We start from the raw sequence: 21240 nt of genomic DNA on the forward strand, positions 1-21240 counted from the left end.
GCGGAATCTGGGCGCACTAGCAATTTTGCGTCAAGACTGTCGCTATCGCGCGTACCGCTCCCTTTTCAAAGTTGCACATTCGCTAACATGTTCCCAATCCAAGCCATCTTTGACATCATGGCCTGGATGCGGAATGTTAAACGGCGGAAAGCCAACAATGGGAGTTAGTCATGACAATCTATAAAAGTAACGGCGACAGCGTTCCGGACCACATCCTGGCCATGGCCGAAGAAGCCAAGGCAGGAACAGTGGACCGCCGCGAATTCCTGGCGCTTGCCAGCGTCTTCGGCGCGTCGACGGCCATGGCTTACGGTCTGCTCGGCCTTGCCGCCCCAACGCCGGCCAGGGCTGAGGACGTGCAGGGCAAGAAGGGCGGCGTGATCAAGGTCGCCATGTCGGTCAAGGATCCCAAGGATCCGCGCACGGCGGACTGGTCGGAGATTTCCAATGCCGAGCGCCAGGCGCTCGAACCGCTGGTGAAATACACCAAGGAGTACACCTTCGCGCCGTATCTGCTGGCGAGCTGGGACATCAACGACGACGCCACCGAGTACACGCTGCATGTGCGGCCGGGCGTCGAATGGAACAATGGCGACAAGTTCACGGCCGACGACGTGATCTACAATTTCACCCGCTGGGCCGACAAGTCCGCCGAAGGCAACTCGATGCCGGGACGCCTCGGCAGCCTCGTCGATGATACGACCAAGAAGCTGCGCGAAGGCTCGGTGGTCAAGGTTGACGACATGACGGTCAAGCTCAAGCTGACCAAGCCGGATATCGCCATCATCCCGAACCTGTGCGACTATCCCGGCCTCATCGTCCACAAGACCTTCGACGAGAAGGGCGCGAACTTCAAGAACTGCCCGATCGGCACCGGTCCGTTCGAACTCGTCTCCTACGACGTCGGTCAGAAGGTCGTCTACAAGCGCCGCACGACCGGCAAGTGGTGGCAGGGCGAGGCCTTCCTCGACGGCGTCGAGTTCATCGACTACGGCACCGATCCGGCTGCGACGGTTTCGGCCTTCGAATCGGGCGAAGTGCAGACCAACCACGAGACGACCGCCGACTACGTCAAGATCATCGAAGGCGTCGGCGCGCCGGCCTCGGAAGTTGTGACCGCGGCCACCGTGGTGTCGCGTTTCAACGTCAACGCCAAGCCTTATGGCGACCAGAAGGTACGTCAGGCGATGTGCCTGGCCGTCGACAATTCTGTGGTGCTGCAGCTTGGTTACGGCAATGCCGGAACGCCGGCCGAAAACCACCATGTCGCGCCGATCCATCCGGAATATGTCGAACTGCCGAAGATCAAGCGCGACATCGCCAAGGCCAAGCAGATGCTGACGGAAGCCGGCGTGATCGATTTCGAGCACGAGCTGATCAGCAATGACGAGGACTACCACAAGAACACCACGGACGCGATCGCGGCCCAGCTGCGCGAGGCCGGCATCAAGGTGAAGCGCACCGTGCTGCCGAGCTCGACCTTCTGGAACGACTGGACGAAATATCCGTTCTCGGAGACCAACTGGAACATGCGTCCGCTGGGCATCCAGGTCATCGCCATCGCCTACCGCACGGGCGAGGCCTGGAACGAGACGGCATACGCCAATCCGGAGTTCGACAAGAAGGTCAACGAGGCGCTCGGGATCGCCGATGCGGAGAAGCGCAAGGTGGTGATGAAGGACATCGAGCAGATGCTGCAGGATTCCGGCATCATCATCCAGCCTTACTGGCGCAAGCTCTACATCAACATCAAGCCCGAGGTGAAGAACCACTCGATGCACCCCACCTACGAGCACGACTTCGGCAAGGTCTGGCTCGATCAGGCGTGACCCACAGCTTGATGAATGCGAAGGGCGCATGGCCCTTCGCATTCGCAGGATCGCCGCCGTTGCATGAGATGCAGCGGCGGCGTGATGTCACAAGGTTTTCGTCACAGGGTTGACCATATGACCCCAACCCGGCCGGCAGGGGGGCACACATGTTCTCATTCATCATCAGACGCATCGGCACAATCCTGCTCACGATGCTGTGCCTGACGCTGGTCGTCTTCTTCCTCGTCAATCTCGAACCCAATCTGAAGAAGCTGGCGATCAGCCAGACCGAAATGCACACATCGGCCGATCAGCTCGAAAGCTGGCTGGTCAACCATGGCTACCGCCAGAACTTCTTCTCGCGCTATGGCCAGTGGCTCGGCGTCCTGCCCAAGCAACCGATCACCGATCCGGCGACCGGCAAGACGACGCAGCGCTTCACCTTCTGCAACGACCCGACCGTGCCGACATTCTCCGGCGTGATCGAGGGCGATTTCGGCTGCTCGACCAAGTTCAAGACCACGGTCGCGGCCAAGCTGTTCCCGGCGCTCGGCGCCACCGGCATCCTGATGTTCTGGGTGCTGGTGGTGATGGTGCCGGTTTCGCTGCTGATCGGCATTCTCGCCGGCATGCGCGAGGGGTCACGGACCGACCGAGTGCTTTCTGTCGCCTCGATCGCCTCGACGGCGACGCCTGAATATGTGTCGGGCGTCATCTTCACCGTCGTCTTCGCCTCCTGGCTCGGCTGGCTGAACGGCTCGGCCGCCTCGGCGAGCCAGGGCATCACCTTCTACAATTTCACGCTGCCGGTGATCACGCTGGCGATCTACGGCATCGGCTACATCGCGCGCATGACGCGCGCCTCGATGGTCGAGGTGATGACGCAGCAATATATCCGCACTGCGCGGTTGAAGGGCCTTTCCTTTCGCGGCGTGGTGGTCAAGCACGCGCTGCGCAACGCGCTGATAGCGCCCTTCACCGTCATCATGCTGCAGTTTCCCTGGCTGCTCACCGGCGTCGTCATCGTCGAGGTCATGTTCCGCTACCAGGGCTTCGGCTACACGCTGGTCGAGGCCGCGGGCAACAACGACATCGATCTCTTGCTCGGCTGTTCGCTGGTCTCGGTGTTCATCGTCCTGATCACGCAGCTCATTTCCGATGTCGGCTACGCGTTCCTCAATCCGCGCATCCGGGTTCAGTAGGGAGAAGGCGCATGCAAGCTCAATATATCGGCGCCTCCACCATCATCCTCGAAGTGCTGTGGCGCTTCTGGCCGGTCTGGGTCGCGCTCGTCATCGTCATGGGGGCGAGCTTTCTCTACAAGAAGAAGCTGGCGCTCTATGGCCAGCTTTTCGACAGCGGCGTCGGCATAGCGGGTGTGTTCATCTGCCTGTTCTGGCTGTTCACGGCGATCTTCGCCTCGACCATCTCGCCGTTCGATCCGCTGGGCCAGATCCCGATCATGAAGGACACGCTGCCTGGCGCCATCGAGCCGCAATCGGGGCTCGTCTATCTCTTCGGCGGCGACAAGCTGGCGCGCGACGTGTTTTCGCGCATGGTCTACGGCAGCCAGATCGTGCTGATCATCGCACCGGCGGCAACCGGTTTCGCGCTGATGGTCGGCATCACGCTCGGCCTGCCGGCCGGCTATTACGGCGGCAAGATCGATTCCATCCTGTCTTTCCTGGCCAACCTCGTTCTGGCCTTCCCGGTGATCCTGCTGTTCTACTTGCTGGTGACGCCCGGGATCATGGACACGCCGATCCCCTATGCGCTGGCCGGCGTCTTCTTCCTGTTTCCGATCATCTTCTTCAGCGTTCTGTTCTGGACGCGCTTCAAGAACCGGCCGGACCGGATCTACATCCTGCTCGGCCTGACGCTGATCATAGGCGGCTGGATCTATCTCGGCCTTGTCTTCGACAGGGACCCGCTGCACATCGTGCATATCGACCCCAACCAGCTCAACATCTTCGTGGCGGTGGTGTTCGCCTCCAGCCCCGGCGTGTTCCGCATCGTGCGCGGCCTGGTGATGGACATCAAGACGCGCGACTATGTGGCGGCGGCGCAGACGCGTGGTGAATCACCCTGGTACATCATGCTGTGGGAGATCCTGCCCAATGCGCGCGGCCCGCTGATCGTCGATGCCTGCCTGCGCATCGGCTACACCACGATCCTGCTCGGGACGCTCGGCTATTTCGGCCTCGGCCTGGCGCCGGAGAGCCCTGACTGGGGCACGGCGATCAAGGATGCCAGCCGGCTCCTGCGCTCCTTCATCCACCCGGCGCTGCCGCCGACGATCGCGCTGATGTCGTTCGTGCTGGGGCTCAACCTGTTGGCCGACTCGCTGCGCGAGCAATCGATGAAAGACTGATTGACGGGCCCTGGCCCGCCTCTGGTATAATTTGGATTGGAGCGACCCATGAACGAGGCAGTTCGAAATCCCGACAAGCCGACCCCTGGGCCGACCCCTGGGCCGACCACTGCGCCGATCATCGAGATCGAGAACCTGTCGATCTCCTTCTTCACCCGCAAGGGCGAGATACCGGCCGTCATGGATTTCTCCTGCACGGTCATGCCCGGCGAAGCGATGGGCATCGTCGGCGAATCCGGCTGCGGCAAGTCGACCGTGTCGCTCGGCATCATGCGCGACCTCTCCAACATCGGAAAGATCGTCGGCGGCAAGATCAAGTTCCAGGGCAAGGATATGGGCGAGCTCTCCGAGGAGGAGCTGCGCGCCATCCGCGGCAACAAGATCGCCATGATCTACCAGGAGCCGATGGCCAGCCTCAATCCGGCGATGAAGATCGGCCAGCAGCTGATGGAAGTGCCGCTGATCCACGACAAGGTGTCGAAGGAAGAGGCCTATAAACGCGCGGTCGAAATGGTGCGCTCGGTCAAGCTGCCGGACCCCGAGCGCATGATGCGTTCCTATCCGCACCAGCTGTCAGGCGGCCAGCAGCAGCGTATCGTCATTGCCATGGCGCTGCTGTCGAAGCCGGCGCTGCTTCTGCTCGACGAGCCGACGACGGCGCTCGACGTGACGGTGGAGGCGGGCATCGTCGAACTGGTCAAGGGGCTGGGCGAAAAGTTCGGCACCTCGATGATCTTCGTCTCGCACAATCTGGGCCTGATCCTCGAGACTTGCGACAGGATCACGGTCATGTATTCGGGCGAGGCGGTCGAGACCGGCAAGATCAAGGACGTCTTCGACCGGATGCGCCATCCCTACACGCAAGGGCTGTTCCGCTCGATCCCGCTGCCCGGCGCGGATAAGAACTCGCGGCCGCTGATCGCCATCCCCGGCCAGTTGCCGCTGCCGCATGAGCGGCCCAAGGGCTGCAATTTCGGCCCGCGCTGCCACCATTTCGTCGAAGGCGTCTGCAACGCCGCCGAAATCCCCATGGTCGAGGTCGCCGGCCACGAGGGCCATTTCTCGCGCTGCGTGCGTTTCAACGAGATCGACTGGGAGGCGCTGCCGCCGGGCGCCAAGAAGGTCAATGAGCGCGTCGTGCCCGGCGCGCCGGTGCTCAAGATCGAGGATCTGAGGAAGTACTACAAGGTCGGCGGCAGCGAGGTGTTCGGGTCGAGCGAAGGCCGTGTCGTCAAGGCCAACGAGACCATCTCCTTCATGGCGCGCGAATCCGAGACGGTCGCCATCGTCGGCGAATCCGGCTGCGGAAAGTCGACGCTGGCCAAGGTTCTGCTCGGCCTGGAGACGGCCAGTGCCGGAACGGTGACGCTGGGCAACAAGGAGATCCAGTCGACCGGCATCGAGAAGCGCAGCGTCGACACCGTGTCCTCGATCCAGATGGTGTTCCAGAACCCGTTCGATACGCTCAATCCGAGCCATTCGGTCGGTTCGCAGATCATCCGCACGCTGGAGAAGTTCCACGTCGGCAAGACGGTCGCCGACCGGCGCAAGCGCATGCTGGAACTGCTCGACCTGGTGAAGCTGCCGCGCGCCTTCGAGACGCGCAAGCCGCGCCAGCTTTCCGGTGGCCAGAAGCAGCGCATCGGCGTGGCGCGCGCCTTTGCCGGCGACGCCAAGGTGGTGGTGGCCGACGAGCCGGTCTCCGCACTCGACGTGTCGGTGCAGGCGGCGGTGACCGAACTGCTGATGGATATCCAGCGCAAGAACAAGACGACGATGCTGTTCATCAGCCACGATCTGTCCGTCGTGCGCTATATCGCGGACCGCGTCGTCGTCATGTATCTCGGTTACATCGTCGAGCAAGGCACGACCGACCAGATCTTCGCGCCGCCCTATCATCCGTATACCGAGGCTCTGCTGTCGGCGATCCCGATCGCCGACACCAGCGTGGTCAAGAAGCACATCGTGCTTGAGGGCGACATCCCGTCGGCGATGAACCCGCCGTCTGGCTGCCCGTTCCAGACGCGCTGCGGCTACAAGAAGCTGGTGCCCGACAATCTGTGCGAGACCAAGGTGCCGCCGGTCAAGCATCTCGGTGACGGCCATATGAGCCTGTGCTGGCTGGCCGATGACGTGCTGGCGCAGATGGAGCCGGTGATCAAGTTCGACAAGGAACACGCCGCGCATGAGGGCGTGCCGGACGACGCGCAGGGCACCGGGCCGGGTTTGGCCGGGACGGCGCCCAACCGGCCGCGTGGCAAAACGGGCAGCGCGGAAGCCGACCAGATCGGGGACGCAGTGGAGCAGGGCGAGGCCGGCATGCGAGCCCGTCGCCACGAAGTCCGCGACGAGGTTTCAGAAACCGGTGTTTCGAAGCCGAAAGACACGACGAGGCGGCACTAACCCCGGGCAGCTATCAGGAGCCGCATTGCCGTAGCTGCGCTTCATAGTCTCGGGCCATCTTGTCGGTGGCCCGGGCGTAGCCCTGCACCCCGGCGTCGCCGCGGTTGCCGCGGCCATAGGCAGTCCAGCCGAGATAGTAGGCGAGATAGAGATTGTAGGTGTCGTTGCGGGCGACGCCGTAGGTGTCTGATGTCTTGGAGTGATACCAGCCGACGAAGTCGACGGCATCGGCGAATTTGGTGCGCCGCGCCGCCCAGTTGCCGGTCTCGCGCTGATATTGCGACCATGTGCCGTCCAGCGCCTGCGAGAAGCCGGTGGCCGACGAGACGTGCTTCCATGGAATGAAGCCGAGCAGCTTGGTGCGCGGCGGCCGGGCATTGCTCTTGAAGCCGGATTCCTTGCGCACCGTCGCCATCAGCACGGGGACGGGGATGCCGTATTTCTGCTCTGTCCGTTCGGCCGCCGACTGCCAGTTGTCGAACCAGCCGTCATTCTGGTCGAAGACGGCACAGACATTGTTGATGTGGCTGGGCGCGGTCGCGCAGGCCGACAATGCCAGCAACACGCCAACCGCTACAATTTTACTAAAACTCGACCTACGCATTGGATGAGCAATAGGCCGAAATCATAAAGGGAATCTTGCTGGCTCCGTTAATGCTCCGCCGCCATCAGCGCTTGAGAAAATGCCATATCGGTATTCCGACGCACCCTGTCGCTTTTTATAAAAGGCTGCTGCGCAGATGCCGCCTTGACTAAAATCGCGCCTGTAAGCGGCGCATTTCTGACAGCTTGCCCGGTCTGCCGAAGCTTTGATGCCAGGCATGAACGAACCAAGACGCAAGCGCGGCGCCGAGCGCACCAGCAACCGAGGCCCAGCGCCCATCCCGCAACTGCCGCAAAAGCGCGTGAGGAATCCCTATCCGCCGATGGCGCTGCTGTCGCCCGACCAGATCGAGGCGATCCACCAGGCGTCGATGCATATATTGGAGAATTTCGGCATCGAGGTGATGAGCCCGCGGGCGCTGTCGCTGTTCGAGAAGGCCGGTGCCGTGGTCGATCATGCGACGGCCAATGTCCGCATCGATCGCGGCATGGTTGACGAGGCGCTGAAGACCACACGGCCCACCTATACGCTGACACCCCGCAACCCGGCCAACACAATCCATCTTGGCGGCAACACCATCAATTTCACCCTCGTAGCCGGGCCGCCCAATGTGCACGACATGGAGCGAGGCCGCCGCGCCGGCAATCTGCGCGACTATGCGGACCTGACCCGGCTGGCGCAGCATTTCAACTGCGTCCACATGCTCGGCAACCAGGTATGCGCGCCGGTCGAGCTGCCGGCCAATTCGCGCCACCTCGACACCTACTTCACCAATCTGACGCTGACCGACAAGAGTTTCCATGTCTCGGCGATCGGCCGGGGCAGGGCGCTGGACGGCATCGAGATGATGGCGATCGCGCGCGGTCTGACGCTGGACCAGCTGCGCGAGGATCCCGGCATCGCCACCATCATCTCGGTCAACTCGCCGCGCCGCTTCGACGAGATGATGGCCGAAGGGCTGATGACGATGGCCGAGTTCGGCCAGTCGGTGGCGGTGACGCCGTTCACCCTGATGGGGGCGATGAGCCCGGTGACGCTGGCGGGCGCCTTGGCGCAGCAGAATGCCGAGGCGCTGTTCGGCGTCGTGCTGACGCAGCTGGTGCGACCCGGTGCGCCGGTGATGTATGGCGCCTTCACCTCCAATGTCGACATGAAGTCCGGGGCGCCGGCCTTCGGCACGCCTGAAAACACCAAGGCCAACATCGCCTCGGGGCAATTGGCCCGGCGCTACGGGCTGCCGTACCGGACAACGCCGGGCTCGGCTTCCAACGCCGCCGATGCGCAAGGCGCCTACGAGACGCTGATGGCGCTGTGGGGCGCAGTGCTCGGCCATGGCAACCTCGTCTATCACGCCGCCGGCTGGCAGGAGGGTGGGCTGACAGCGTCCTTCGAGAAGTTCATCATCGATGTCGAGATGATCCAGCACATGATGGAGTTCCTGCGGCCGATCGAAGTCAACGAGGCCGAGCTTGCCGTCGAGGCGCTGGGCGCGGTGCCGACCGGCGGCCATTTCTTCGGCGAGCCGCACACGCTGGAGCGCTACGCCACCGCCTTCTACCAGCCGATGCTGTCCAACTGGCAGAATTTCGAGGCCTGGCAGGAGGCAGGTGGGCTCGACGCAACGGCGCGCGCGACGCGGCTGTGGAAGAAGGCGCTGGAGGACTATGTCGAGCCGGCGATGGATATCGCAGTGCGCGAGGCGCTGGAGGCCTACGTGGCCAGGCGCAAGGAAGCGATCGGGCAGGGCGAGCCGTGATGCCTTCCGTCCTGAATCCACTCTCCCATCCAATCCATTGATATCAGAGAAAAATCCATGAAGTCGCATGCAAAGGTCGTGGTCATTGGCGGCGGTGTCGTCGGGTGCTCCGTGCTGTTCCATCTCGCCCGCCACGGCTGGACCGACGTGGTGCTGCTGGAACGCGACGAGCTGACCTCGGGTTCGACCTGGCACGCGGCCGGCGGCATGCACACGATCAATGGCGATCCCAACGTCGCCAAGCTGCAGAAATACACGATCAGCCTCTACAAGGAGATCGAGGAACTGTCGGGACAGGCGACCGGCGTGCACCTGACCGGCGGCGTGCTGCTGGCGGCGACCGAGGCACGGCTGGACTGGCTGCGCGGTGTCGTCGCCAAGGGGCGCTATCTCGGCATCGACCTGGAAGTGATCTCGCCTGCCGAGGCGGCCGAACTGATGCCGCTGATCGATCCCAAGCAATTCGTCGGCGCCGTCAGAAACAAGGAGGACGGCCATCTCGATCCCTCGGGTGTCACGCATGCCTATGCCAAGGCCGCGCGCAAACTCGGCGCCGAGGTCGAGCGCTTCACCAAGGTCGAGGATATCGTGCGGCGGCCCGACGGGATGTGGCGCGTCATCACCAACAAGGGCGAGGTGGTGGCCGAGCATGTCGTCAACGCCGGCGGCCTGTGGGCGCGCGAAGTCGGCCGCATGGTTGGCCTCGAACTGCCGGTGCTGGCCATGGAGCACATGTACCTGATCACCGAGGACATGCCGGAGGTCGCCGCCTGGAACGCCAAGACCGGCACCGAGATCATCCATGCGGTCGATTTCGACGGCGAGCTTTACCTGCGCCAGGAGCGCGGCGGCATGTTGATGGGCACCTACGAGAAAGCCAACAAGCCATGGTCCGAATACCAGACGCCATGGAATTTCGGCCATGAACTGCTCGAGCCCGACATCGACCGCATCGCACCGTCTCTCGAGGTCGGATTCCGCCACTTCCCGGCTTTCCAGCACACCGGCATCAAGCAGATCATCAACGGGCCTTTCACCTTCGCGCCCGACGGCAACCCGCTTGTCGGGCCGGTGCGCGGCCTTCCGGGCTTCTGGGTCGCCTGCGGCGTCATGGCCGGCTTCAGCCAGGGCGGCGGCGTCGGCCTGGCGCTGTCCAACTGGATGATCGAGGGCGATCCCGGCGCCGACATCTGGGCGATGGATGTGGCACGCTACGGCGATTGGGCGACGATGGCCTACACCAATGCCAAGGTGCGCGAAAACTATTCCAGGCGTTTTTCGATCCGCTTCCCCAATGAGGAACTGCCGGCCGGACGGCCCCTGAAGACGACCCCCGTCTATGACCTCTTGTCGGCCAGGGGTGCGCAATGGGGTGTGGCCTACGGGCTGGAAGTGCCGCTCTGGTACGCGCCGGAGGGCATCAAGGATGAGTTCTCGTGGCGGCGTTCAAGCGATTTCACTCATGTCGCCAGCGAGGTCGCAACGGTGCGCGGCGGCGTCGGCCTGTCGGAGATTTCGAGCTTCGCCAAATACAAGGTGACGGGCGAGGGGGCTGCTGCCTGGCTCGACCGGATGCTCGCCTGCAAATTGCCGAAACCCGGTCGCATGACGCTGGCCCCGATGCTGAAGGAGGACGGCAGGCTGATCGGCGATTTCACCCTGGCCAATCTCGGCGCGGATGGCTGGTTCCTCGCCGGCTCCGGCATTGCCGAGCAGTATCATATGCGCTGGTTCGAGGCGCATCTGCCGGGGGATGGTTCAGTCCATATCGAGGCACTGGGCGCGAAACTCACCGGTCTTGCGATTGCCGGCCCGAAGGCGCGGGACGTGCTGGCCAAGGTCAGCCGCGCCGATGTCTCCAACGCGGCGTTTCCGTTCATGGCGGCAGCGGCGATGGATATCGGCATGGCGCCGTGCCTGGTCGGCCGCGTCAGCTACACCGGCGATCTCGGCTACGAGATCTGGGTGGCGCCCGAATACCAGCGCGCGGCTTATCATGCGCTGATAGCGGCGGGCGAGGAGTTCGGCATCGGCCTGTTCGGCTCGCGCGCGCTCAATGCGCTGCGGCTAGAGAAGAATTACGGCTCATGGGGACGCGAATACCGGCCGATCTATGGGCCGCTGGAAGCTGGGCTCGACCGTTTCGTCGCCTATGGCAAGGACGCCGATTTCATCGGCAAGGCGGCGGCGCTGGCCGAGCGCAAGCAAGGCGGGAAATTGCGGCTGCGCGCCTTCATCGTGGATGCGGACGATGCCGATGTCATCGGCGACGAGCCGATCTGGTTCGGCGGGGTGGTGCGCGGCTGGGTGACATCAGGCGGCTACGCGCATCATTCGAAAAAGTCGGTCGCCGTCGGCTATGTGCCGAAGGAGATCGCAGACGAGAGCGACGGCTTCGAGATCGAATTGCTGGGCAAGCGTCACGCGGCGCGCATCCAGGCGGCGCCGCTGTTCGACGCGAATTTCGAACGGATGCGGGGGTGAGGCTCACCCCCGGCACGGGGCATCAGGCGTTGCGGCGATTGTCCATCGCGAAGGCACCGGCGCCGGCGAAGACCAGATAGAGGAAGATGAAGCAGAAGGAGATTGCCGCGTCGCCGCCATTGTTGGCCGGGAAGAAGTCGCGCGGATAGTGCGCCATGAAATAGGCGATCGCCATCTCGCCGGCCAGAAGAAACGCGACGGGCCGCGTGAACAGGCCCAGTGCCAGCAGGATGCCGCCGGCGAATTCGAGGATACCCGCGGTGAGCGACAGGCTGTTCAGGGCATGAGGTTGGGCGCTTAGCGGGAAGTTGAACAGTTTCTGGCTGCCATGCTCGATGAACTGCAGCGCGGTCATGATGCGCAGCACGCCGAGTGCCTGCGGCTGGTATCTGGCAAGGCCTTCAAAAAGTTTCATCCGAACTCCATTTCCACCCTCCCGGCCCGGCGATAGATTATCGCCCAGCGATGGACCATTCACTTCCCTTGGCATGTCATCAACAATCGGTGATTGGAAATGTTCCCCGGTATGCCTTTTCATATTATTCTCGCTTGGGTTGCATTTATATCGCTATGGTTGTATTAGCATGAGCACTCTGAACAGGTGGATCTCCTTGCCATGAAAAAAGTCATCATCAGCCTATTCGCACTCGTCGCAGGCACCGGTTTCGCCATGGCGGAGGACGCCGGCTGCGAGGCCTTCAAATGGCCGGTGACGCGGGAACAGACGTTGTTTGCCGCGGCGCCGGCAACGCCGTCCGGAGCGACGCTGGCGGTCGGCGCGGCCGCTGATCTAGCGCTGGTGCCGGTCGACAAGGCCGGCTTCGCGGTGCCACCTGAGCATGCTCCGGGAGAGGGCACGTTTGGCGCCGTCGCCAGCGTGGCCGTGCCGCCCGAAGGCGCCATTCAGATCAGCCTATCGGGCGAGGCCTGGATCGATGTCATCCAGGACGGAAAGGCCGTGAAATCGGCCGGCTATAGCGGTGTGAAAACCTGCCCGGGTATCCGCAAAAGCGTGCGTTTCAAGCTTGCGGCCGGCCCGGCCACCATCCAGTTCAGTGGCGCGAAAAAGGCTGAGCTGAAGGTCGCGGTGCTGACGCCGGAATAAGTCGGCCGGTAGAGGCATGCGGCCCTCCATCGATGGTGCGATGAAGGGCCGTCGCTTCGCGCCTGCGGCGTCTATTGTCGTCAGCGCACCGGCGCCATCAAGGCGAAAGGCGCGCCTTGTGGGTCCTGGCATTGCACGATCCAGCTGCCGCCGGGCACCTCCATCGGCCCCATCAGGATCTTGCCGCCATTGTCGGTGACCCGTTTTGCGGCCGCGTCGATGCCGGTGACGTTGAAATAGAACTGCCAGACCGGGACGGGGATTTGCGCTGGCTTGTTCATGATGCCGCCGCCGGATTCGGGGCCGGCCGCGAAAGTCTGGTAGATGCCCATCGGGCCCATGTCGAAATCGCCGGCATCGGTCCAGCCGAACTGGCTGGAATAGAACTCGAACGCGGCCTTCCAATCGCTGGTGTAGAGCTCGTGCCAGCCGATATGGCCGGGTGTGCTGGCAGGCACCGGCGGCTGCGCGGCAAGGTTCGGCTGCAGGAACATGAACATCGCGCCCTGCGGGTCGGCAACGACAGCGAAACGGCCGACGCCCGGAATATCATCCGGCGCGCGGTGGACGGCGCCGCCAGCCTTTTTGAGTGCCTGCGTCGAAGCGTCGACATCGCCGGTGTAGATGTAACCCACCCAGGCCGGCGGCATGCCCATCTTGGCGGCATCATCGGGCATCGTCATCAACCCGCCGACGCCGCGCTCGCCGACATTCATGACGATATAGCGCGGCATGCCGGGAGCCGTGTCGAAGGGCTGGGCCGTCCAGCCGACAACCTTGGTATAGAAGGCCTCGGCGGCGTCGAGGTCTGATGTCATCAGTTCGTACCAGAAGAAGGGCATCGGGGATTTGGGCATGGTCAGTCTCCTCACCGTTCAGCATCGATCGTTGTCCGATCCATCGCAGGACGATCCTGGCGACGGAAATCCGACATCCGCCCGGACGAATAATGCCGACGCATGACATGCGTTCCCGGGTTGCGCGCCGTGCGGGTTTTCGATTTCTGTACGGTAAGGGGGTCGTTCACTTGTGTCCGGTCGTCATTCTAAAAGGAAATGCTACCATGTAGCTTGGCTGACCTGATCCGAATAGAGCGGAGCCTTTGAAAGACGCCAACATTATAGAAGCGGTTTGTTCCTTCGAGCACTCCCAAGGCACAGGAAATGGTGGTTCCGAAGGCTACGGCGTCACGAGATGAGCGATAGGCATCGTCCGGCTGTGCGTTCAACGTCGAATATTCCATGAAATCAGTGCCATGAATGTTCCGGGAGAAATTTCGGTAGACCACATTGTACATATCCATGTGGTGGGTCTGTCTCGCCCGTTGCTCAAGGGGAATACCTGAGAATCCGTATTTCGTCATAGCCTTCGAATTTGCTTCACCGTGGCGCGCTACAATCTCTTCTTCCGCCTCAAGCCAGTCTTTCTTGGTAGCACCTTTCACCAGTTCTAAACCGCGAAATTCGATCTGTTTCAATTGCTTGATCTTTTCAAGCATCATCGCATCGCTAAGCCGCCGCAACGTGTCAATGGGGTCGCGAAGGAATGACAGATAGAAGACGTCGAAGTTGATGCGATATTCAATGAGCGTGCGTACTAGCGCCTGCGCAGGTTCACTCAGGCGTTTCTCGTGTAGAAACGCGATGGCTTGAACGCCTTGCCGCACTTGATGGACGAAGATCGAGAAAAATTTAATGTCCGCTCCCGGCGCAGGCACGTCCGAAAGCTTCTGCGCAATGCGACCGGCAACTTCGGCCACCTCATTCAACAAGTCTATCCAATCAGCCTTGTCACTCACCGGACACCTTACGCTGTCGTGCGCCTCGTTGGGCGCAGTTGCTTGTCTACACGAGATACTCGGTTTGCGCGATTTTCAACTTGCGCAGCCATCCTCGCTTTCCGATTGGTTGCTTCTAGTCGCTCGTTGGACTGCAGTTCGATATGCCGCTGTCGGATGGCTCGCATGTTGCGATCGCCTCGGATCGGGGCCGACCAGATAGGCGGCATGAAGAAACCTACGCCGACGCGTCAATTGACGAACCATCAAACGAAAAATCCGCCGGGTGGCGGGTTACTGGCGCAAATCAACACCGTCACAGTCAATGAAAAGCTAGCGGCACACAAGCAGTCGACGCCGACGGACTGGTGGTCGACAGTTTGTTAACCTGAGTTCTCCGTGGCAAGCGTTCCGAGGCTTGTGTGCCAAGCTGTTTTAGATTTCTCTGCGGCAAAAGAGGGGTTGTCGTTTCATGCGCCTGATGTCGCTCACGCCTGAGCTTGTCGCACTGTGCCATCGGCAAGAGGCCGATCCCGGCCCGGACCCAAGCTGGACGGAGCTGAATGACGAGGATTTCCGGACCCTTGCCATGCGGCTTGCCGCTGAAGCGGACGAGGGGCCGCTCTGGTTGTTCGCCTACGGGTCGCTGATCTGGAAGCCGGAATTCGAATCGGTGGAGCAAAGGCTCGCCACGGCCTTCGGCTGGCACCGCTCCTTCTGCCTAGACATGGTGCGCTGGCGCGGCAGTGCCGAGCAGCCGGGGCTGATGATGGCGCTGGAACGGGGCGGACGGTGCAACGGAGTGATCTACCGCTTGCAGGAGGGCGAAAAACCGGCCCAGATCGAAAGGCTGCTGCGGCGCGAGATCAGCGACCACGAGAGCATCAGCTCGGTCCGGTGGCTGCCCGTGCATACGGCGCAAGGGCCGTTGCGGGCGCTTGGCTTCTGGGTTGGCGTGAAGGGGCGGGGAACGTCATTGGGTCAGCCACTGGACAAGGTGGCAAGCATATTGGCCAGGGCCTGCGGCCATATCGGCTCCGGCGCTGAATATCTCTACAACACGGTCAGTCATCTCGAAGCGTTCGGCATCCACGACCGCAATCTGTGGCGGCTGCAGGAGCTGGTCGCGGACGAGGTCCGGGCACTCCATGGCCGGCCGGTCGACGAGGGCCATCCGGTCCGGCAAGAGCAGCCGTCCACAGCATAACATGAGTAAAAAAATCATGTTTTTATCAAGCCTTTTCAGCGACTTGCGCCGAAAATTGACCAATTGATAAAAAAATAAAACGTGCTAGCCTTCCCCAAAACAAAACATGGGGAACTGACAATGCCAGAAGGCCAGTTCAAGGAAGGTATTGCCGGCGGCCGGCTCGCGGCCGAGCAGTATGCGGATAATTTTTCCGACCTGCATCCGCCGCTCGATCACCACGAGGCGCTGGTCGAATCCGACCGCTGCTATTTCTGCTACGACGCGCCATGCATGAACGCGTGCCCGACCTCGATCGACATTCCGCTGTTCATCCGCCAGATCTCGACCGGCAATCCGATCGGCTCGGCCAAGACGATCTTCGACCAGAATATCCTGGGCGGCATGTGCGCCCGCGTCTGCCCGACCGAGACGCTGTGCGAAGAGGTCTGCGTGCGCGAGGTGGCGGAAGGCAAGCCGGTGCAGATCGGCCGCCTGCAGCGCTACGCCACCGATGTCGCGATGGCCGAGAACAAGCAGTTTTATCCGCGCGCCGAGGCGACGGGGAAGACCGTCGCCGTGGTCGGCGCCGGCCCGGCCGGCCTTGCCGCCGCGCACCGGCTCGCCCGCCATGGCCATGACGTGACCATCCTGGAAGCGCGCCCGAAGGCTGGCGGCCTCAACGAGTATGGCATCGCCGCCTACAAGAGCGTCGACAATTTCGCCCAGGCCGAGGTCGACTATGTCACCGCGATCGGCGGCATCGACATCCAGAACGGCAAGGCGCTCGGCCGCGACTACCAGCTCTCCGACCTGATCCGCAATTACGACGCGGTGTTCCTCGGCATGGGGCTCGGCGGCGTCAACGCGTTGCGCGCCGATGGCGAGGATGCCGCCGGCGTCATCAATGCGGTGGAGTTCATCGCCGAGCTACGCCAGGCCAGCGATCTCTCCGGCCTGCCGGTTGGCCGCCGCGTCGTCGTCATCGGCGGCGGCATGACGGCGATCGACGCGGCGGTGCAGTCGAAGCTGCTCGGCGCCGAGGAGGTGACGATCTGCTACCGGCGCGGCCAGGAGCACATGAACGCTTCCGAGTTCGAGCAGGATCTGGCGGCCGCCAACGGCGTCACCATCCGCCACTGGCTGCAGCCGAAGCGTGTGATCGCCGAGGCCGGCAAGGTGTCGGGTATAGAGCTCGAATACACGGCATTGAAGGGCGACAAGCTCGCCGGCACGGGCGAGACGCTGACGCTCGTCGCCGACCAGGTTTTCAAGGCGATCGGCCAGAGCTTTGTTCCGGCTGCCCTCAACGGCAGCGGAGCCTCGATCGACCTCGAAGCCGGCCGCATCAAGGTCGACGCGGAAGGGCGTACCTCGCTGGAGAAAGTCTGGGCTGGCGGCGACTGCATCTTTGGTGGTGACGATTTGACCGTCTCGGCCGTGGCGCAAGGGCGCGATGCGGCGGAATCAATCAACCGGGCGCTGACCTCGAACGGGAGGGCATGAGCATGGCAGACATCAGAAACAATTTCGTCGGCATCAAATCGCCAAATCCGTTCTGGCTGGCCTCGGCGCCGCCGACCGACAAGGCCTACAACGTCATCCGCGCCTTCAAGGCGGGGTGGGGCGGCGTGGTCTGGAAGACGCTGGGCGAGGAAGGGCCGCCGGTCGTCAACGTCAACGGTCCGCGCTATGGCGCGATCTGGGGCGCCGACCGTCGCCTGCTCGGCCTCAACAACATCGAACTGATCACCGACCGCGACCTGCAGACCAATCTGCGCGAGATGAAGCAGGTCAAGATGGATTGGCCTGATCGTGCGCTGATCGCCTCGATCATGGTTCCCTGCGAAGAGGCGAGCTGGAAAGCCATCCTGCCGCTGGTCGAGGAGACCGGCGCCGACGGCATCGAGCTCAATTTCGGCTGCCCGCACGGCATGTCGGAGCGCGGCATGGGCGCCGCCGTCGGCCAGGTGCCGGAATATATCGAAATGGTAGTGCGCTGGTGCAAGCAGTACACGCGCATGCCCGTCATCACCAAGCTGACGCCCAATATCACGGATATCCGCAAGCCCGCGCGGGCAGCACATGCCGGCGGCACCGACGCGGTGTCGCTGATCAACACCATCAATTCGATCACCGGTGTCGATCTCGACAGCTTCGCGCCGATGCCAACCATCGACGGCAAGGGCTCGCATGGCGGCTATTGCGGCCCGGCGGTGAAGCCCATCGCCATGAACATGGTGGCCGAAATCGCGCGCGATCCCGAGACCCGCGGCCTGCCGATCTCCGGCATTGGCGGCATCACCACCTGGCGCGACGCCGCCGAATTCCTGGCGCTCGGCGCCGGCAATGTGCAGGTGTGCACGGCGGCCATGACCTATGGCTTCAAGATCGTGCAGGAGATGATCGCCGGCCTCGAGAACTGGATGGACGAGAAGGGCCACCGATCGCTCGACGACGTCATCGGCCGCGCCACGCCCAACGTCACCGACTGGCAGTATCTCAACCTCAACTATGTCGCCAAGGCACATATCGACCAGGATGCCTGCATCAAATGCGGCCGCTGCCACATCGCCTGCGAGGACACCTCGCACCAGGCGATCACCAACATGGTCAACGGTGTCAGGCATTTCGAGGTGATCGAGGCCGAGTGCGTCGGCTGCAATCTGTGCGTCAATGTCTGCCCCGTCGACAATTGCATCACCATGGAGCCGCTGGCCGCCGGCGCCATGGATGAACGTACCGGCAAGCCGGTGTCGCCAATCTACGCCAACTGGACGACGCACCCGAACAATCCGATGGCCAAGGTGGCGGCGGAGTAGGGCTGCCTTCACAGAACTTGCGTTCCTCGCCCCGTGAAATGACTGGGCTATGCACACATCTTCTGTGACTTGCGCGACTGGTCAGCCCGAGGCTTGATTGCCACGTGGTTCCCCCAATCCGTCGCTGCTTCGCAGCGCCACCTTCCCCCTCCGGAGGGAAAGGAAGGGAGCTTGGCTGGACGAGCGTTGACGGAAAGAAGCCTGGCGCGCCTTTCCTCTCCCCCGTCGATCGGGGGAGAGGTGGCTCGGCGAAGCCGAGACGGAGTGGGGGTCGACCAGCGCAACACAAGACAATGCATGCGCCAAGCTGCCATGCACGCGCCAAAGACCAACCGCTCGGAAGTGTGCATGCCGTTGCATGAAACGGGGTGCGAGGAACCCAAGTTCTGTGAAGCCATCGCGAACGTGTGAATTTCAGCATTTCTCTATTGCGGATAAAAATTATCCACGATAAAAGATATCCATGAATCGGAGATCGGCATCATGAAGCTTGGCGAGGGCGTTGAGGCGGCTATCCACTGTGCGGCCACGCTGGCTAGCGTAGACGGAAACAGCACAATGCCGGGTGCTGCGCTTGCCGAGTCCTTTGGGCTGTCGCCGAGCTATCTGCTGAAACATCTCAACATGCTGTGCGCGGCGCGCATCCTGGAATCGGTATCGGGTCCGGCGGGCGGCTACCGGCTGGCGCGGCCGGCGGAGAGCATCACGCTGCTCGACATCGTGCTGGCCATCGAGGGGCGTGAACCGGCCTTTCGCTGCGGCGAGATCCGCCGCAACGGTCCAGTCAAGCTCGACGCCTCGGCCTATGTCAAACCCTGCGGCATCAATGCCGCGATGCTGAAAGCCGAGCGCGCCTATCGGGCAGCGCTCGCCGAGACGAAGCTGTCCGACATCGTGGCGGACTACGCGGCGGAAGGGGATCCCAGATCATTCGCCGCGAGCTGCGCCTTCGTCGCGCGTCATCAACGGCCGCAGAAATCCAGTTCCACCCCGCAAGATCCAAAGCAGATATGAAAGGACATCAAGATGAAACAGAGGATGCAATTCTTCGCCAAGGCGCCCGAGATCATGAAGGCGGTGTCGGCGCTCAACAAGGCGGTCGACGAATGCGGGCTGGAGGTGAGCCTGCTGCACCTGATCAAGCTCAGGGCCTCGCAGATCAATGGCTGCTCCTACTGTGTCGAGATGCACAGCCGCGAGGCGAGGCGCGACGGAGAAACCGAGCAACGGCTCTACCTCGTCGCGGCCTGGAAGGAATCGCCGCTGTTTTCCGAACGTGAGCGCGCCGCCTTCGCCTGGACCGAAGCGGTGACCCTGATCGCCGACAATGGGGTCTCTGACGAACTTTATGCCCGCACGCTTGAGCATTTCTCGGACGAGGAGCTGGTCAAGCTGTCGGTTGCGCTCGGCATGATCAACACCTGGAACCGGCTTTGCATCCCGTTCCACGCCATTCATCCGATGCCGGCCGCCAAGGCAGCCTGATTTTCTGGCGCCATGGGAGCGCCGCCGAGGCGGCGTCGTTTCCAACAGTTTCAAAGGGGCGTTTGATGCCTGTCGATTTGCCTTCGACCCTGTTGTTTCTCGGCCGCCTGTTGCTCGGCGGCGCCTTCGTCTTCGCCGGCCTGCGCAACATCCAGAACGCGGCTTTCCTGACAGGGCTGATGACCGCGCGCGGCGTGCCACGGGCGCGGCTGGCCTTGTGGGCCGGCATTGTGCTCCAGATCATTTGCCGGCGCCTTGGTGATGGCTGGTCTCTGGACCGCGATTGCCTGCGCGGTGCTGGTGGTGTTCCTGGTCGTCGCGACACCGATGTTCCACAATTTCTGGGACCATCAGGGCCCGGACCGCGCGGCACGCATCAACGGCGTCGTCGGCAATGTCGCGCTGACGGGCGGTTTCCTGGCGCTGATCGCGCAGTCGCTTTAGGGACAAGGCAGGGCCGGGCAGGCGCTGTTTGACTTCGGCACCGGACATTCTAACCTGTACCGGCGGCTTCTTGCCTAGAGGTGGCCATGTCAGTCGTCTACCGACCTGCCCGCGCGCAAGATCTGGAACGGGCTGATGAGCTTGTCGTTGCCAGCATCAACGAACTTACCGAGCGCCATGGCTTTGGACCCATGGCTGTTTCGCGCCCTACAAATTTCCAATCGTTTTCGCTGAAGGACGATGCCGGTGGCTTGTGGGTGGCGCAAGACGCCGACGAAATCCTTGGCTTTGCCTGGAGCTGGGTTTGCGGCGATCTGTGGTTTCTTGCCCAGCTGTTCGTATCCCCGGGTCGTCAGGGCAGCGGGATAGGCAACGAACTGCTGAAACGAACGCTCGACCATGCCCGGCAATCCGGTGCCACCAGCAAGGCATTGATCACCTTCAGTTTCAATACGGTGTCGCAGGGTCTCTATATCAGGCACGGATTGTTCCCGCGGTTTCCGATCTACAATCTGGGCGTCGCCAGGGATGTCCTGACAGGTCGATTGCGGGATGCGCCGCTTCGATGCCTGCCGCTCAAGGAAACAGCCTCGCATTTGCGCGATCTTGCCCGGATCGACAGCCGGGCCCTAGGCGTCTCTCGCGAGAAACATCACCGATATCTGATCAATGACGACGCGACGGCTGGTGTCGGTCTCTACGATGGGGGTGACTGCGTCGGCTACGCCTATATCGGTACCAACGGTCACATCGGACCGCTTGCCGTCATGGACCCCGATAGTCTTGACGCGGCCTTCAGGACCGCACTGAGCCTGGCGGCGCAAACACAGTCTTCGTCGGTGTCGGCTTTCCTCCCCGGCACGGTGGACAGGGTTCTAAGTACCGCCGTCGACCATGGGATGCGCATCACGCTCCCCATGGTCCTGATGTCAACGCGAGATCTGGGCGACTGGTCCCAGTATCTGCCCCGGAATCCCGGCTTCATGTGATTG

At 62.5% G+C, this 21240-nt stretch carries 17 protein-coding genes and 1 pseudogene; 14 read left to right on the plus strand and 4 right to left on the minus strand.

Features of this window, described 5'->3' with window-relative positions; translation table 11 throughout:
- Window positions 1–170 precede the first annotated feature (170 nt).
- From AC07UC_RS17350 to AC07UC_RS17365, 4 genes are all read left to right on the plus strand, one after another.
- Window positions 171–1829: an ABC transporter substrate-binding protein gene (locus tag AC07UC_RS17350; RefSeq protein ID WP_494906847.1), complete on the plus strand. Its 1659-nt coding sequence runs from the start codon at window positions 171–173 to the stop codon at window positions 1827–1829.
- A 149-nt stretch (window positions 1830–1978) separates the two neighbouring features.
- Window positions 1979–3013 carry an ABC transporter permease gene (locus AC07UC_RS17355; protein WP_056571884.1) on the plus strand — a complete coding sequence of 345 codons (1035 nt, stop codon included), beginning with the start codon at window positions 1979–1981 and terminating at the stop codon, window positions 3011–3013.
- Window positions 3014–3024: 11 nt separating this feature from the next.
- Complete coding sequence (locus tag AC07UC_RS17360; protein WP_140775729.1) at window positions 3025–4182, plus strand: ABC transporter permease; 1158 nt, start codon at window positions 3025–3027, stop codon at window positions 4180–4182.
- A gap of 48 nt (window positions 4183–4230) precedes the next feature.
- Window positions 4231–6585, plus strand: a complete 2355-nt coding sequence (locus AC07UC_RS17365) for a dipeptide ABC transporter ATP-binding protein (RefSeq protein ID WP_494906848.1) — start codon at window positions 4231–4233, stop codon at window positions 6583–6585.
- Window positions 6586–6598: 13 nt separating this feature from the next.
- On the opposite strand, the gene AC07UC_RS17370 is transcribed toward AC07UC_RS17365, so the two are convergent.
- Window positions 6599–7189 carry a transglycosylase SLT domain-containing protein gene (locus AC07UC_RS17370; protein WP_140775731.1) on the minus strand — a complete coding sequence of 197 codons (591 nt, stop codon included), beginning with the start codon at window positions 7187–7189 and terminating at the stop codon, window positions 6599–6601.
- A 217-nt stretch (window positions 7190–7406) separates the two neighbouring features.
- Here AC07UC_RS17370 and AC07UC_RS17375 point away from each other — a divergent pair, with 217 nt between their 5' ends.
- On the plus strand, window positions 7407–8945 hold the full coding sequence (locus AC07UC_RS17375) for a trimethylamine methyltransferase family protein (protein WP_494906849.1): 1539 nt from the start codon (window positions 7407–7409) through the stop codon (window positions 8943–8945).
- Between the two features lie 57 nt (window positions 8946–9002).
- On the plus strand, window positions 9003–11429 hold the full coding sequence (locus AC07UC_RS17380; protein WP_494906850.1) for a GcvT family protein: 2427 nt from the start codon (window positions 9003–9005) through the stop codon (window positions 11427–11429).
- Window positions 11430–11451: 22 nt separating this feature from the next.
- Here AC07UC_RS17380 and AC07UC_RS17385 read toward each other — a convergent pair whose 3' ends face one another.
- A complete protein-coding gene (locus AC07UC_RS17385) occupies window positions 11452–11844 on the minus strand; it encodes a DoxX family protein (protein WP_494906851.1) in 393 nt (130 codons plus the stop codon).
- A 201-nt stretch (window positions 11845–12045) separates the two neighbouring features.
- Between AC07UC_RS17385 and AC07UC_RS17390 the strand changes: the two genes are divergently transcribed.
- Complete coding sequence (locus AC07UC_RS17390; protein WP_140775735.1) at window positions 12046–12534, plus strand: hypothetical protein; 489 nt, start codon at window positions 12046–12048, stop codon at window positions 12532–12534.
- An 80-nt stretch (window positions 12535–12614) separates the two neighbouring features.
- On the opposite strand, the gene AC07UC_RS17395 is transcribed toward AC07UC_RS17390, so the two are convergent.
- Both AC07UC_RS17395 and AC07UC_RS17400 read right to left on the minus strand, forming a co-directional pair.
- Window positions 12615–13391, minus strand: a complete 777-nt coding sequence (locus AC07UC_RS17395; protein WP_494906852.1) for a VOC family protein — start codon at window positions 13389–13391, stop codon at window positions 12615–12617.
- Between the two features lie 188 nt (window positions 13392–13579).
- Complete coding sequence (locus AC07UC_RS17400) at window positions 13580–14293, minus strand: DUF5677 domain-containing protein (RefSeq protein ID WP_494908954.1); 714 nt, start codon at window positions 14291–14293, stop codon at window positions 13580–13582.
- Window positions 14294–14783: 490 nt separating this feature from the next.
- On the opposite strand from AC07UC_RS17400, the gene AC07UC_RS17405 reads away from it, so the two are divergent.
- The 7 genes and pseudogenes from AC07UC_RS17405 to AC07UC_RS17435 all read left to right on the plus strand — a co-directional run bounded on the left by AC07UC_RS17405 (window position 14784) and on the right by AC07UC_RS17435 (window position 21237).
- Window positions 14784–15518 carry a gamma-glutamylcyclotransferase gene (locus tag AC07UC_RS17405; RefSeq protein ID WP_494906853.1) on the plus strand — a complete coding sequence of 245 codons (735 nt, stop codon included), beginning with the start codon at window positions 14784–14786 and terminating at the stop codon, window positions 15516–15518.
- Window positions 15519–15638: 120 nt separating this feature from the next.
- Entirely contained in the window at window positions 15639–17003 is a 1365-nt protein-coding gene (locus tag AC07UC_RS17410; protein ID WP_494906854.1) for an NAD(P)-dependent oxidoreductase, read from the plus strand.
- A gap of 2 nt (window positions 17004–17005) precedes the next feature.
- A complete protein-coding gene (gene preA / locus AC07UC_RS17415) occupies window positions 17006–18319 on the plus strand; it encodes an NAD-dependent dihydropyrimidine dehydrogenase subunit PreA (RefSeq protein WP_140775739.1) in 1314 nt (437 codons plus the stop codon).
- A 483-nt stretch (window positions 18320–18802) separates the two neighbouring features.
- Complete coding sequence (locus AC07UC_RS17420) at window positions 18803–19333, plus strand: RrF2 family transcriptional regulator (protein ID WP_202326933.1); 531 nt, start codon at window positions 18803–18805, stop codon at window positions 19331–19333.
- 12 nt (window positions 19334–19345) lie between these two features.
- Window positions 19346–19804: a carboxymuconolactone decarboxylase family protein gene (locus AC07UC_RS17425; protein ID WP_202326937.1), complete on the plus strand. Its 459-nt coding sequence runs from the start codon at window positions 19346–19348 to the stop codon at window positions 19802–19804.
- 65 nt (window positions 19805–19869) lie between these two features.
- Window positions 19870–20248, plus strand: a pseudogene (locus tag AC07UC_RS17430) (DoxX family protein).
- 86 nt (window positions 20249–20334) lie between these two features.
- Window positions 20335–21237, plus strand: a complete 903-nt coding sequence (locus AC07UC_RS17435; protein WP_494906855.1) for a GNAT family N-acetyltransferase — start codon at window positions 20335–20337, stop codon at window positions 21235–21237.
- Window positions 21238–21240: the final 3 nt, after the last annotated feature.

The sequence above is a fragment of the Mesorhizobium sp. GW821-FHT04C10 genome (assembly GCF_059420305.1).

What these genes read in the sequence shown, in the direction of transcription:
- AC07UC_RS17350 (WP_494906847.1), top strand. Translation starts at nt 171, where the DNA reads ATGACAATCTATAAAAGTAACGGCGACAGCGTTCCGGACCACATCCTG.
- AC07UC_RS17365 (WP_494906848.1), top strand. Translation starts at nt 4,231, where the DNA reads ATGAACGAGGCAGTTCGAAATCCCGACAAGCCGACCCCTGGGCCGACC.
- AC07UC_RS17405 (WP_494906853.1), top strand. Translation starts at nt 14,784, where the DNA reads ATGCGCCTGATGTCGCTCACGCCTGAGCTTGTCGCACTGTGCCATCGG.
- AC07UC_RS17390 (WP_140775735.1), top strand. Translation starts at nt 12,046, where the DNA reads ATGAAAAAAGTCATCATCAGCCTATTCGCACTCGTCGCAGGCACCGGT.
- AC07UC_RS17355 (WP_056571884.1), top strand. Translation starts at nt 1,979, where the DNA reads ATGTTCTCATTCATCATCAGACGCATCGGCACAATCCTGCTCACGATG.
- AC07UC_RS17385 (WP_494906851.1), bottom strand. Translation starts at nt 11,844, where the DNA reads ATGAAACTTTTTGAAGGCCTTGCCAGATACCAGCCGCAGGCACTCGGC.
- AC07UC_RS17435 (WP_494906855.1), top strand. Translation starts at nt 20,335, where the DNA reads ATGTCAGTCGTCTACCGACCTGCCCGCGCGCAAGATCTGGAACGGGCT.
- AC07UC_RS17395 (WP_494906852.1), bottom strand. Translation starts at nt 13,391, where the DNA reads ATGCCCAAATCCCCGATGCCCTTCTTCTGGTACGAACTGATGACATCA.
- AC07UC_RS17370 (WP_140775731.1), bottom strand. Translation starts at nt 7,189, where the DNA reads ATGCGTAGGTCGAGTTTTAGTAAAATTGTAGCGGTTGGCGTGTTGCTG.
- AC07UC_RS17375 (WP_494906849.1), top strand. Translation starts at nt 7,407, where the DNA reads ATGAACGAACCAAGACGCAAGCGCGGCGCCGAGCGCACCAGCAACCGA.
- preA (WP_140775739.1), top strand. Translation starts at nt 17,006, where the DNA reads ATGGCAGACATCAGAAACAATTTCGTCGGCATCAAATCGCCAAATCCG.
- AC07UC_RS17410 (WP_494906854.1), top strand. Translation starts at nt 15,639, where the DNA reads ATGCCAGAAGGCCAGTTCAAGGAAGGTATTGCCGGCGGCCGGCTCGCG.
- AC07UC_RS17420 (WP_202326933.1), top strand. Translation starts at nt 18,803, where the DNA reads ATGAAGCTTGGCGAGGGCGTTGAGGCGGCTATCCACTGTGCGGCCACG.
- AC07UC_RS17380 (WP_494906850.1), top strand. Translation starts at nt 9,003, where the DNA reads ATGAAGTCGCATGCAAAGGTCGTGGTCATTGGCGGCGGTGTCGTCGGG.
- AC07UC_RS17360 (WP_140775729.1), top strand. Translation starts at nt 3,025, where the DNA reads ATGCAAGCTCAATATATCGGCGCCTCCACCATCATCCTCGAAGTGCTG.
- AC07UC_RS17425 (WP_202326937.1), top strand. Translation starts at nt 19,346, where the DNA reads ATGAAACAGAGGATGCAATTCTTCGCCAAGGCGCCCGAGATCATGAAG.